Source organism: Cohnella panacarvi Gsoil 349 (assembly GCF_000515335.1).
Classification (GTDB): Bacteria; Bacillota; Bacilli; order Paenibacillales; family Paenibacillaceae; genus Cohnella; species Cohnella panacarvi.
Genome location: NZ_KI911563.1, coordinates 2,691,099 through 2,704,502 on the forward strand (window position 1 = coordinate 2,691,099; position 13,404 = coordinate 2,704,502).

The window sequence follows — 13,404 nt, forward strand, 5'->3', positions numbered from 1 at the left end:
TACCTGAATGGTTGAAAAAAAAGGAATGTAAGCCCTTTGAAGCCGCATCGATCATGAAAATACAACGGTGGAAATCGTTTCCTGTAACGTTATAGTAAAGGATAAAAAAATTTCTAGTTATGTCGATTCGCGAATAATAAGCTCCGGCGCCAGCAAGCAACGCGGAATTTCTATCTCTTCATTGTTGATCAATGCGATCAGCATCTCCGCGCTCTTCTCGCCTATTAATTCCTTGGGCAGCGAGATGGTAGATAATGCCGGCGTCGAATAGGCCGCTATATCGATATCATCCACCCCGATAACGCTAACCTCTTCAGGAACTTTAATCCCGCGTTCGCTTAATGCCCGAAGCAAGCCTAGAGCAATTAGATCGGTCGAGCAGAATACCGAGAATGGGGGCTTGTAATGATCCGCAATATACAATCCCGTACGATACGCATCGGTTAGCCCATAATGATTATTAAAGACCCATTGTTCATCCTCGTTAACGCCTGCTTCTTGCAATGCTCTGCGATACCCAACGTAACGCGCGATTGTAGGAGATATATCGTCGGGACCATTCACGCACAATACCGGTGCGTCAGGCTTGACCTGCAGCAGATGTTCCGTTGCAAGATAACCCGCCAATTCATTATCCGCAGCGACGTAATATCCCGACTCGCTATTGGAAATACGATTAACCCGAATGTATGGAACCCCTATCGTATCTAATAGCTCGATATTCTTCTCGCCATTCTGAGCCGAATCCACAATAATGCCGGCAATCTTAATCGAAGAAATCTGCCGAATCAACTTCTGCTCGCGCTCGGCATCTTCATTCGAGCTGAATATCAAGGTTTGATATCCCGACTCGTTCAATACCTTGTCAAAACCGTTAATCATGTTCGCGAAGTAAGGCTTTGACATATCCGACAGCAGAAGGGCTACTAAATTCGCGCTTTTTTTTCTCAAATTGGATGCCATTAAGTTAGGCACATAACCCAACTCGTCAATGGCCTTTAGCACTCTCTTCTTCGTTGCCGTAGATATATCCGGATGCTGATTAATGACCTTCGATACCGTAGTCACGCTCAACTTGGCGAATGCTGCGATATCCTTTATGGTCACATTCGATGATTTCAGAATAGCGGTGTCACCCCCTGTATCGTTAGCTGTAACGATTTCTGAGTTCAGAATAAATCGAATATTCGCCTATGTCAATCGTCTAAAAAATAAAGTTGCCGATGATAAATTAATACATACATACGTCAATATTGTGTATATCCATACAGAATTTCTTGATTTATATTGTAGTTTAAATCTTTACTGGAGGAACATTCTCTAATGACTTGAGAGGTAATCAGCATATGGAAATCTCACGCATTTTCCGCATCAGAAAGAACGACTCGCCTCTACGCAAGGGAATGCGAATTTCCGTCTACGAAGGTCTGCCTGCCGTCATCTTTATGAACTTCCTGTCAGGCCCTTTTCTGACCGGGTATCTATTGTATTTAGGTGCGACATCGCAGCAAATCGGCATTGTACTGGCAGTACCGGCCCTCGCAAATCTGGTGCAAATCGCCATGGCCGTGATTTCGCAGAAGCTGGAGAACAGAAAAGCCGCTCTTATGATATTTTTCGTCATCCATCGTGTCGTCGCCATCTCGACGGGGCTGATCCCGTTTCTGTTCCCCGAGAAGCTGTGGGTCGTCATCTATATCATCGTCTATTGTATAGCGTACATTTCTCTTTCCGCAGGATCGCTATTTTTGTCGTCGCTTTTTTCGGATATGGTCCCATCGAAAGTAAGAGGGCGATTTTTCGGCATCCGGAATACGATTCACGGGGGCCTCACTAGCTTGTTTTTGTTCGTAGGCGGAGCAGTGCTGGAAAAGTATCCAGGCGGGACCGGATTCAATATCCTATATATTGTGAGTGCGATTATGGTCGTCGTTAATCTCGTGTTATTAGCGTTGTACCCGAATCCGAAATTCGAGAAATCGAATGAAAACAATATGGGGTTGATTCTGCTAAAGCCTTTTCGCGACCGCCTATTTTTGAACGCTATGCTGTTCTTGTCCTTGTGGATGCTGTTGCAAGGCATCGCTTTACCGTTCTTTAGTTACGTCATGCTCAATCTGATGCATATTAGCTATCAGTGGGTATCGATCGTCACGATCATTCAAACGGTATGTTCCATGATCGGATTCGTTATATGGGGCAATTTGAATATGAAGTATTCCAACAAGAAGCTGTTATTCTGGACATTGCCGATTATCGCCCTCTGTTGCCTGGTTTGGGGCACATTGGCGTTCCTTCCCGCGATTCTCGTGTTGATTGTTGCACACATGCTGCTTGGCTTTGGTATCGGGGGTTTCAACCAGCTTGTCTTTAACTTTGTCATTGGCGATACGCCGAAGGCCGAGAGACCGATCTATATTGCCGTTTTCTCGGGGATTACAGGATTGGCAGGCTTCGGAGGACCGATGTTGGGCGGGTATATATTCGATATTCTTAAGGACGCCGAGAAGTGGGTGCAGAGCTACGGGGTGTTCGTAGCAACGGGCATTGTGCTGTTGGTGCTCGCCTTTACGGCGGGACTTGCCGTGCTTAGGGATAAGCCGATTCGACCATTGTGACAGTCGCTTATCATCCGCGACGGCTGAACCGGCGTTAACCTCTGTCCGCAATAACCGAGAAGCAGCGAAACGGATAGGATTCCGTCTCGCTGCCGCGACATACTTTCCCTTATTCAAAAGAAACTTGCAATTTCATGTCCTGCGGATAACGCTCGCCTGCGAAGAAACGAACCGCGCCTTCGAGCGTCAACTCTCGGCTTACCAGGTGGTTGATCCGAAGCCGTTCGGCTTCCAGCCAAGCGAGCGCGGGCGCCATTGTATGATTGAGCGCCATCGACCCGATCAGCGTCCATTCGTAATGATAGAGATCGAAGGTCCGCAAGTCCACGGTCGCCTGATCGTTCGTCACGCCGAATTGAACGTAGCGACCGCAGGGAGCGAGATAGCGAAAAGAGTTTTCGATGACCGCCGGAACACCGGTCGTATCGACGACGATGTCATACCCGTTCCTACCGGTGAAGTCCTGCAGCTCCGCCTCCGCGTCTTCCGCGCGCACAACCCGCGTTGCCCCCCACTCAGAAGCCAGCGCAAGCTTCTCTTCCGTCAGATCGACGACCGTTAGCTCAGACACGCCTGATCGCGCAAGCGCCTGCACCCACTGCTGGCCCATCGCCCCGGCCCCGAACAACAGCGCCCTGTCGGCAACCGAGGGACGCAGCCGGTTCATCGCATGAACGACGCACGCGACCGGCTCGACGAATGCCCCTTCCGCGAAAGTCAGCCGATCTGGAAGAAGCAGCGCCAACTCCGCGGGAATAGCGACATACTCCGCCATGGCCCCGGGTAGCGTAACGCCGATCGTGTCCCATCGGTCGCAATGGTTCGCGCGGCCCGACATGCAGAACCGACAGCGGCCGCACGACAGATTCGGATCGGCGCAGACTCGGTCTCCCAGGCGGAACCCTTCGACCCCTTCTCCTACTTCATGCACGATACCTGAAAATTCGTGCCCGGGAATGATCGGATAAGGGGACAAGTACTCCCCTTTGTATATATGAAGATCCGTTCCGCAGATGCCAACCCTCTTCACCTGCACGACGATTTCGCCTTTCTTCGCCCGCGGAACGGGCACCTGCCTGACGACGGCGCTTCCGGGCTTTTCCACGACGAGAGCTTGCATCATGGCCAATCCGATCTCCTCCTTTATAGTAATCCGTCACAAGATGCGGATAAACAAACGCTAAAGTCAGGCTAACCCTGCAGGAAGCACGACGTCTTGCGAGATCAGCGTGCGCTGCAGTTCCCGGACGTCGACGTTGCGCGGCTCTACGCGGGAGAGCGACGCAAGCGCGGCTGCCGCTCCCGCGGCCTGTCCAAGGGCGAATGCGCACGGCATGACTCGGATCGCCCCCAGCGCTTCATGCGTCGCGGATACGCAACGGCCGGCGACGAGCAGACCGTTCATCGTCTCGGGAACGAGAATGCGATAGGGCATTTGGTAGATGTTCGCCGTAGAGAACTCCTTGTTGAATTCCGTGGTTACTTCGTTCGGACTGTGGATGTCAATCGGATAACCGTACAGCGCGATGACGTCGACGAAGGCGCGGCCGCTGATCAGATCCTCCTCCGTCAGCATGTATTCCCCGACGAGCCTCCGCGTCTCCCGCACGCCGATCTGCGTAGCCGTGTCGACCAGCACCGCATTCTCGAACCCGGGGAAGTATTTCCGGAAGAAGTCCAGCAGCTCGAACACCTGACGGCGTCCTTCCAGTTCGGCTTTCGACAAATCCTCCGCGTTCGTTCCCTGCAAGCCTTGCACCCGGCTTGTGTTGACGCGCCAGACGCCCGGCTGGGTCGTCCGATAAATCCCTAGATGATTCTTATTAACCGTCCATTCCCCGGCCGCCCGCTTCTCGGCGATCAGGCTGGAGAACAGCAGATCGCGCTCTTCCGGATGCGCCTCCACGTAGGCCAGAATCTTCTCGTCGTCCACACCCGCCACGCGGAAGAACATCGTCATCGGCTGGGTCAATCCGTCCGACTTCCGGCCGACCTCGAGCCTGGCCCCGGCGCGGAACGCTACGTCGCCATCAGCGCTGCAATCGACTGTCGTTCCGGCGCGGATCGCCTGGAGTCCCGACTTGTTCACGATCAGCGCGCCTTCGACCCGGCCATTCTCCACGATCGAATCGACGAAGAACGTATGCATGAACATTCGGACGCCAGCTTCCTCCATCATCTCCGCCGCGGCAAGCTTGACTGCTTCAGGATCGAATGGGGTCACGTGATCGTGCCCCTTGCTGAAGAAACCGGAGTAAGGACTCCCCGTCCGAACCTGCTCGGGATGAACCGCTCCGCCGAACGTTTCCATTCTGCGCACCAATTCGTCGAAGACGCCTTTGACCAATTGGGTCTCCCCATCATCGCTGTATGAGGTCATGAAAGGACCGACCAATCCCGCCGTGGCGTTGCCTCCCAGAAAACCGTACCGCTCCACGAGTGCCGTCCTGGCCCCGGCGCGTGCCGCGGCTAGGGCGGCGCCAATGCCGGCCGGACCGCCGCCGATAACGAGCACATCGAATTCGCCGATGACCGGAATTCCCTTGTCGTAGAAAACTTGCTGTTGTGCCACTGCTGATCCTTCCTCTCTCACTGCCGTTATTCGCCGGCTTATTTAAGCAGCTTATCCGCCCGTTCTTTCATCGACTTAACTGCGTCTTCGGTAGCTTTCTCCCCGATCAGCACGCGTTCGCCTTCGTCCTCCACGATCGCCTGGATTTCCGCCAGATGATCGAATTTCGTATCGCGAACATATTCGACATCGGCGAACACCACACGCTTGAACGATTCGACGTCGAACAGCTTTTCCGGATTTTCCCCGAGAACGAGACTTGCAACCTTGTCCTTATCCGCTTTCTTCCACGACGGCACGCGTCCGCCAGCGATGAGCGGCTCGTTGCCTTCCGTCACGTACCATTGCATGAATTTCCAAGCGGCTTCCTTGTTCTCCGAGCGCGAATTAATCGTAGTGAAATCCAGATATCCCGTTCCTCCGCCAAGATACTGGCTATTCTCCGTCATCTTCGGCGGCGGCGCGAACGCGGTGATGAAGTCGTGCGGGTAATCTTTCGTGTTCTTGATGTACCGCAGGCTGGCCGTGCCGATCCATTGCATCGCCACTTTATTGGTCAAGTACAGTTGGATGCCTTCCATCTTGGACGCTTTGGCTTCCGCGATTGGAGGCTGCGCCTTGAGTGTTTTTTCCAGATTATACATGATGTCGAAATAACGTTTGAAAGCAGGGTTATCGAAATTACTCGAACCGTCTTCTTTATAGAATGCGTTCGGCCCAAGTTCCGTTTTCACGGCTTTGTCCAAGAATTCGAAAATCTTAGGCTGCAGCAAATCGGTATAGGAGCCCCAACGTTTGTTCACGCCTTCTCCCTGCGTCAATTGGGCCGCATAATCCATGTAGGTGTCCCAAGTCCATTCCTTAGGGATTTCCAGATTAGCTTCGTCCAGGAACGTCTTGTTTAGCGTTACGAAGTCATTCAGAATGATCGCAGGGATATAGTAGGTTTGGTCCGAGATCTTCGTAATAGCGCTTGCTCCGAAGTTCTCTTCCACGTTAAAGCCGGATTGGGCAATGTAGTTGTCCAGCGGTTCCACCATGCCGGCTTCGATGCGTTTGACCAGCTTGTCCATACGGTAGTTGATGTACAAGTCGACCTGATCGCCCGCCAGCAGCGCGGTCTCCAGCTTCGTATTGCCGCTCTCGTCGTTGACAAAACGGACGTATTCGACTTGGATATCGGGATTCGCCTTGTTCCAATTTTCCACAGCCTGCTTCGGACCGTTTTCCTCGGGCACAGCGCCCCAGAATTTCAATTTGATAACGTTCCCCGAAGCCTTGCCCGCATCCGTACTGCTCGCGGCCGATCCGGAGGCTTCCGAAGATGCGTTGCCAGTATTGGCATTGTTGTTTCCGCAGCCGGCGACGATGAGAGCGAGCATGAGGACAAACAGCAAACCTGTCGTTTTTAACTTGTTCATGTGACATCTCCCTTTTTGATTGTGGATAACCAACACTTCGATGGAGCAGTCAATCAACCTTTCACGCCGCTGGACACCACCCCCTCGATGAACCATTTTTGGCAAACGAGGAATAGCAGAATGACCGGCAGAATCGAACTGACGGCCGCGGCCATCATGAGGGTATAATCCGTGCCCGATTCGTCTATGAAATTGGTAAGCCCCAGCGGAATCGTATAAAGCTCCTTCGAAGCCAGGAACACAAGCGGGTTAACGAACTCATTCCAGTTCCATGTGAAGCTCAGAATGACAAGCGAGACGAGCGCCGGCTTGGATAGCGGAATGATGATTCGCAGCCATGTCTGGAAGTGTCCCGCCCCTTCGATCCGCGCGGCTTCCGAGAAATCCTCGGGGATGCCGACGTAGAATTGGCGCAGCAGGAACACGCCGAACGCCGTGAACATGCCCGGCAATATCAGGGCCGCATGGGTATCGTAGATGCCCAGATAGTTGAACAGAATAAACCGCGGAACTAACGTTACCTGGTCCGGAATCATAAGCGTAGCCAGGAAGAGGAAGAAGACCGCGTCGCGTCCCTTGAACCGGATGCGGGCGAAACCGTATGCAGCAGCAGAACTGATCAGCACCGTTCCGAGTACCGTTAGGACCGTCACCTTCACAGAATTAAAGTAATACAGATCAAAGGGCTGCGACCCGTTCCATACCCGATCATAGTTGTTCCAATTGAATCGCTTGGGAATCCATTCGATCGGATAGCTGAATACGTCGACCGGGAACTTGAACGAAGTCGAGAGCATCCACAGGAAAGGCAGCACCATCGTAATGCCGAAACCGGCAAGAATGCAAGTCAGCAGTAATTTCCACAAAACCGAAGCACGCGTCGCGGTATTATTCCTTGTCAAAGATAATTCCTCCTTACTTCAGCAGCCGGCATCAGTAATGCACCCAGCGCTTCTGCCCCTGCCACTGCAGGAACGTGATTAAGAAAATAATGATGAACAAGATCCATGCCATGGCCGAAGAATAGCCCATCTTGTAGAAATCAAAGCCCGTCCGGTAAGAATAGTAGGTCAGCACGGTGGTCGACGAGCCGGGACCGCCTTTGGTCATGATGAACACCGCGATGAATACCTGGAACGAATGGATAATACTCGTGATCAGAACGAAGAATGTCGTTGGGGACAGCATGGGCAGCGTAACTCGGAAAAAGCTGGTGAGCGGCCCCGCACCGTCGATTGTGGCGGCTTCGTATAAATCTCTGGAAATCCCCTGAAGCCCCGCCAGATAGATGATCATGTTATAGCCGACATTCGCCCAGATCGTGATGATCATGATCGCCGGAAGCGCCCAAGCGCTACTCGCCAGCCAACCCGGCGGATCGGCGATGCCGATGCTGCTCAGGAAGGAGTTGATCGGACCCATCGAAGGATTGAAGAGAGTGCCCCATACGATCGAAATCGCCACCATATTCGATACGTACGGCATGAAGATCATGAGGCGGATCGGCGATTTCATGTAGACGCCCTTATTCAGCCCGATGGCGGCGAGCAGTGACAGCACGATCGTGGCCGGAACCGTGACGGCCGCGAATAGCAAGTTGTTCTTCAAGCTGTCCACGAACCAATTGTCCGACCACATCTCAACGAAGTTGTCGAGTCCGATGAACCGGAGCCCGCCCAGCCCATCTAAGAAATTCCAGTCAGTAAAGCTGATTACGAGCGACAGCACGATCGGTATGATCGTCAGTACCCCGAAACCGACAATACCCGGCAAGATGAACAGCCACCCTGCCCAGGTGTCGGATTGTCTCTGCGTGCGAATGAGTATCGCTCCCCTTTCCGGATGTTGATATGCCTAATGGTAGCGCTTGCATGACCTCTCCGAAAACCGCCATTCCATTTGAAAACGGATACATTTTTGTTTTCATTACCTTCCATGGAACCGATTCTCCGAAAAAGAGATACGATTCTCCGAATATGGTCTCCAGGTCGTTTACAACCCTTAATCCCGGACCTATACTGGGTTAATGAAAGCGCTCGCATTGGACTCTATCCGAAGGATGAAGGAGGTCGCCGACCCTAATGCCGTTTATCAGTCTGCGCACCAAATGGATTGCCGCCTTCGTCTTCTTGGTGCTTGTTCCCGTCCTGGGAGCGAGCTTATATACGTATCGGGAAATCGAGACCGTTCTGCACCGCCAGGTCGAAACCTCGGCAACGGAACGGCTTCATCAGATCAACCTGAATATAGAACGCAAGCTGCAAATCATGATGAACGCCACCTCTTCGCTCGCGATCGACGAGAATGTGAAACGGATGCTGGTGAATCCTCCGGTAACAGAACGACAAATGCTGGATAACTCGCAGGCGATGGACAAGAAGTTTCTCGAGATGTCGACAGCGATCGCGAGCGACGGCATGGACTTCTCCGTGTTCGACAACTTCGGCACGCTGTATACGAACTGGGGCAGGACACCGGGCACCACGGACGCGATCAAGGATACCGAATGGTTTCGCCGGACGGTCCAAGAGAACGGCTACATGGTATGGACGTTGAACCACGCCTCGCTGACCTCATCCGGCAAACAGCGGTTGATCAGCGTATCCATGGTCGTGCGGGACGAGAGCAACCGAAGCATCGGCCAACTAGTCATCAGCGAGCCGACGCGGGAGTATCTCGACATCCTTCAGTCCGGGGATCCGAGCATTACCGGATATGGTCTTCTCATCGGGCCGGGAGACGAAGTGCTCACTCGTTCCCCGGAGGATACCCTTCCGCTGTACAACTCCCTCCGGAGCGAGATCGACCGTTCTGCCGATGGCACGGCAAGCATCGAATCCAATGGACAAAACTACGTCTTGAGCACGTATTCGCTGCCGATGACGGGGTGGCGGATCGTCCAAATCGTTCCGCACAGCGCCATATTCCAGGAGATTGACACCATTCGCACCGTCAGCGTTACGATTTTCTCCGTCAGCATGGCTGTGTTCCTGGGCGTAATCTTGTTCTTGTCCAATATGTTCACCAAACCGTTGCGTAAACTTCGCAACGTAATGAAGCTGGTGGAAAAAGGGAAGCTAGACGTGAAAGTGGATATCCGCACGAGGGACGAAGTCGGCCTGCTCGGTCAAACCTTCAATAAGATGCTGAATAGGCTGCAGGGACACATCGACCGCGAAATCGTGCTCGAGCGTCACCGCGAGCAGGCCAAGCTGGAAGCGCTGCAGGCGCAGATCAATCCCCACTTCCTTCACAACACGCTTAATACGATCCGATGGATGTCGATTATGGCCGGGACGAGATCGATCACCGAGATGCTACTGTCGCTTGGCCATTTGCTGGATATGAGCATCCACCGCGGTCAGGACAAGATTACCCTGCAGGAAGAGTTGAATAATGTCCGCTCCTTCATGACCATTCAGCGTTACCGCTTCGGAGATCACGTCACGGTGATCGAACAGCTGGACGAACGAACGCTGGAAGCCCTGGTGCCGAAGCTCTCGCTTCAACCGCTAGTCGAGAACGTCTACCTGCATGCCTCGTTTCAGGAAGGAAAAGGCGAAATGCTGATCCGATCCCTGGTGCTGCCGACTGGAGATCTGCGGCTCGAGATCGTCGATAACGGACTTGAGATCAATAAGGAGAAGTTCCAGGACATCATGGATATCATCGGGAAGGAAGAACGGAGTTCGACGTTCTCCCGCGTCGGTCTGATCAATGTGCATAAGAGAGTGCGGATGATGTACGGCTCTGAATACGGCCTTCAGCTTCACCGCTCGGAACAGGAAGGACGAACATACGTCACGATAACGCTTCCGCTTCAAAGGGAGGAAGAGCATCTTGAGAATCGTAGTGGTTGAAGACGAGGTGTTGGTTCGCCGCGGAATCGTATCCGGCATTCCGTGGGCGGAACACGGCATCGAGGTGGCGGGAGACGCCGCTGACGGACGGACGGGGCTCGAATTGGTCCGGCAATTGAAGCCCGACATGGTTATTACGGATATCCGTATGCCGATTATGGACGGACTTGAGATGATCCGGCATATCCGCAGGGAACTGCCCGACACGATCATCTTGATCCTAAGCGTAAGAGAAGACTTCAGCGCCGTTCAGGAAGCGCTCCGGCTCGGCGTTATCGACTATGTTCACAAGCTCACGATGAGTCCGGAGGAACTGCTGGAGTCGGTATTGCAGGCCAATCGCTCTCGAAGCGGTTCCCGATCGGCCGCCGCCCCGTCGGCTGCCCCCGACTCCGATTCGAACGCCGGCAGCCGACTGACGGACTGGCTGGCGGGACAGACGGAAAGCTACCGGGAATTGCCCGGCGCGGGAGAAGGGAACGTTCGGTACGTGGTCGGCGTCGTCCGCTTCCCTCCGGATGCGGACCCCGGCTTGGCCCGGGAACTGCTGCAATCGGCCGATCACAACGATTTGCGCCAAGCGGTGATGGAAAAGGGAGAGCGTGAAGCCGTTTTTTACGCCGAGATGCCAGTAAGCGCCGCGCCGAATCGGGAAGCGGCGGCCTCCGAAGTCAAGGCTGCGTTGACCGCGGCTCTCCAGGCATGGGGCGAGCGCGGCCGGAGCGTCTCCGTCGGGATCAGCTCCGTATTCGAGGACAGGCAGGATCGGATACGCGCTTATCGCGAAGCGGCGGACGCGCTGCAACGGCGGTTCTACAGCGGTCCCGGCCGCGTTCACGCGTTTCGTCCGCCCGCTCCGACCGAAGGAACGGAAAGCCCGGAGACTTTCGCCTCCGGGCCGTTTTTGAAAGCTTATTTGACCGCTCTAGAGCAGCCGGATGACGCCTATGCCCGCCAAATCTTCGACGAGCTGTTTCCGTCTCAAGCGCCGAAAGGAGCCTCGCCGACTTTCATCCGGGACCGGATAGTCCAGTGGCAATCGGCCGTCCTGATGCTGATCGGCGAGTGGAAGCTCCCGATCCAAGGGATCTGGCAGGACGACTCTCCTTTCGATCGCGTGAACCGGCTGGAAACCTATCCGGAGCTCCGTGAATGGTGCCTGAGGCTGCATACGCTCACGCGGGAGCTGTGGGACGACGTCTCATTCGGCGGCAGACGCAGCGATATCGAGCTAGCGATCAGATACATCAAGGAAAACTACAACCGTCCGTTGCGTCTCCCGGACATCGCGGCCAAAGTCAACCTGAGCGAGAACTATTTCAGCCATCTGTTCTCCAAGAATACGGGCAAGTCCTTCGTCTACTACCTTCAGGAGCTCCGTGTCCATAAAGCTAAGGAGTTCCTCCGCGAGGGCTCCCAGCCATGGTTCGAGATCGGGGAGAAAGTCGGGTTTGACAACCCCAAGTACTTCTCCAAAATCTTCAAGCGGCATACGCGCCTTACTCCCGCGCAATTCCAGCGGAGCAAGTAAGGGGGGCGCCTAACGCTGGGATCGGGATAACAACTGAACGATACCAACATCGCCGGGGCGCGCGGGCCGGGGCGATGTTCTCTGCGTAAAGTGATACATGATCCCGCCGCTCCCGCCGGAATTGATGCCGATCAGAAACTGATTCACCTTGTTCCCGGTAAAGTCGCCTAAAAAAAGGGTCGGATTATATCCCGCATTATCCTGTAACGGCGTATAGGTTACTCTGCCGCGGCTTACGTCTTGCACGACCAACGGCAAACGCTACGATACTCGGATGGTTCGTTGCTAGGCCACGATAATCATGATAACTCATCCCGTTGTCTCCCTCGTATAAATACCCTGGTTTTAACTCTCGTTATTATGATATGGGCATTTCATGCATACAGTTACCGCGCAATGGGTTGGGACGAGAGCTACATGAGCGATTTTCGGTAATCGCTCGGGGAGACGCCCGACCAGCGCTTGAACTGCCGGCTGAAGTGGGCGATGTCCCGGTAACCGAGTCTAAGCGCGATATCGGATACCGAGGTACTCGGATCGAGCAGCCAGCGTTTGGCCAACTGCAGCTTCACTTGGGATAGATACTGCCGCGGCGACAAGCCGAAAGCTTCGTGAAACAACCGATTGCAATACGCCGTGCTGAATCCGAGCCGGCCTGCGATCCGTTCCACGGTACGCCCCTCGCCGCCTGCATCATCCAGGGTTGCCGGCTCGCTTGCGCCCGCTGCGTTCTCGGCCGCCTCTTCCAGCATGCGGGCCATCTCCCGCGCCACGGGAAGCCGCGAAGTCGACGGGGTATCCGCCGCCTTCCCCTCCTCCTCCAGCGCATCCCCCAGCACGGAACACAATTCGAATAGCGCGGACAGTACGCGAATGTGAGCGTTCGGGTCCGCGGTTTGCGGGATCGCGCGCGTCATCTCGAGCAGCTTGCCGAGCGGCTCGTATAGCTTGCGGGCATTCCCGGAGCCTTGAGGAAAAACGACCGTGTTCGTTTGCTGCATCCTCCGGCGGAAACGGGCTTCCCCGATGTCGAAGTGCAGGCAAAAATAAGTCATTTCCTCTCCGCCCTGCACCTCGCTGCGATGGCGCTCTCCCGAGCGAACAAGCAAAATATCGCCCGCTCCCTGCGCGATGGGCAAGCCGCCTACGTGCATGAGCTGTTTGCCCGCCAGCACCCAGTTGATTTCAAACAAAGAATGAGAGTGGACGGGATACGTCCAGTTCGGTTCCACCGTGCGCATGTGCGCGTAATGCAGCGATACCGTCGCTTCCATGTTGGGCAGCATATGCGCTTCCCGGCTATGCCTTTCGCCTGACGGCAGCTTCCACAAGGCGCGCCCCTCCTAGTTACGATTTGGGTAAAATCAGGTTCGATTTGCTTCTACTTCATAAGCGTAATGTG

The 13,404-nt window shown here is 54.4% G+C and carries 10 protein-coding genes; 3 read left to right on the forward strand and 7 right to left on the reverse strand.

Going from position 1 to position 13,404, the window contains the following annotated elements; all coding sequences use genetic code 11:
• Positions 1 to 117: 117 nt before the first annotated feature.
• Positions 118 to 1,107, reverse strand: a complete 990-nt coding sequence (locus COHPA_RS0112915; protein WP_027086579.1) for a LacI family DNA-binding transcriptional regulator — start codon at positions 1,105 to 1,107, stop codon at positions 118 to 120.
• A 239-nt stretch (positions 1,108 to 1,346) separates the two neighbouring features.
• Between COHPA_RS0112915 and COHPA_RS0112920 the strand changes: the two genes are divergently transcribed.
• On the forward strand, positions 1,347 to 2,618 hold the full coding sequence (locus COHPA_RS0112920) for an MFS transporter (protein WP_027086580.1): 1,272 nt from the start codon (positions 1,347 to 1,349) through the stop codon (positions 2,616 to 2,618).
• Positions 2,619 to 2,727: 109 nt separating this feature from the next.
• Here COHPA_RS0112920 and COHPA_RS0112925 read toward each other — a convergent pair whose 3' ends face one another.
• The 5 genes from COHPA_RS0112925 to COHPA_RS0112945 all read right to left on the reverse strand — a co-directional run bounded on the left by COHPA_RS0112925 (position 2,728) and on the right by COHPA_RS0112945 (position 8,384).
• On the reverse strand, positions 2,728 to 3,741 hold the full coding sequence (locus COHPA_RS0112925) for a zinc-dependent alcohol dehydrogenase family protein (protein ID WP_245590345.1): 1,014 nt from the start codon (positions 3,739 to 3,741) through the stop codon (positions 2,728 to 2,730).
• A 63-nt stretch (positions 3,742 to 3,804) separates the two neighbouring features.
• The gene (locus COHPA_RS0112930; RefSeq protein WP_027086582.1) at positions 3,805 to 5,190 is read right to left on the reverse strand and encodes an FAD-dependent oxidoreductase; all 1,386 of its coding nucleotides are present in this window, start codon (positions 5,188 to 5,190) and stop codon (positions 3,805 to 3,807) included.
• Positions 5,191 to 5,228: 38 nt separating this feature from the next.
• The gene (locus COHPA_RS0112935) at positions 5,229 to 6,611 is read right to left on the reverse strand and encodes an extracellular solute-binding protein (protein WP_027086583.1); all 1,383 of its coding nucleotides are present in this window, start codon (positions 6,609 to 6,611) and stop codon (positions 5,229 to 5,231) included.
• Between the two features lie 53 nt (positions 6,612 to 6,664).
• Positions 6,665 to 7,513, reverse strand: a complete 849-nt coding sequence (locus COHPA_RS0112940) for a carbohydrate ABC transporter permease (protein WP_027086584.1) — start codon at positions 7,511 to 7,513, stop codon at positions 6,665 to 6,667.
• A gap of 31 nt (positions 7,514 to 7,544) precedes the next feature.
• Positions 7,545 to 8,384 carry a carbohydrate ABC transporter permease gene (locus tag COHPA_RS0112945; protein ID WP_027086585.1) on the reverse strand — a complete coding sequence of 280 codons (840 nt, stop codon included), beginning with the start codon at positions 8,382 to 8,384 and terminating at the stop codon, positions 7,545 to 7,547.
• A gap of 308 nt (positions 8,385 to 8,692) precedes the next feature.
• Between COHPA_RS0112945 and COHPA_RS0112950 the strand changes: the two genes are divergently transcribed.
• Together COHPA_RS0112950 and COHPA_RS0112955 are read left to right on the forward strand one after the other, a co-directional pair.
• Entirely contained in the window at positions 8,693 to 10,471 is a 1,779-nt protein-coding gene (locus COHPA_RS0112950) for a cache domain-containing sensor histidine kinase (protein ID WP_027086586.1), read from the forward strand.
• Positions 10,452 to 12,002 (forward strand): response regulator, encoded by a 1,551-nt coding sequence (locus tag COHPA_RS0112955; RefSeq protein ID WP_027086587.1) that lies wholly within the window; start codon positions 10,452 to 10,454, stop codon positions 12,000 to 12,002. Before COHPA_RS0112950 ends, COHPA_RS0112955 begins: the two co-directional genes overlap by 20 nt.
• A 413-nt stretch (positions 12,003 to 12,415) precedes the next feature.
• On the opposite strand, the gene COHPA_RS0112960 is transcribed toward COHPA_RS0112955, so the two are convergent.
• On the reverse strand, positions 12,416 to 13,333 hold the full coding sequence (locus COHPA_RS0112960; protein WP_027086588.1) for a helix-turn-helix transcriptional regulator: 918 nt from the start codon (positions 13,331 to 13,333) through the stop codon (positions 12,416 to 12,418).
• Positions 13,334 to 13,404: the final 71 nt, after the last annotated feature.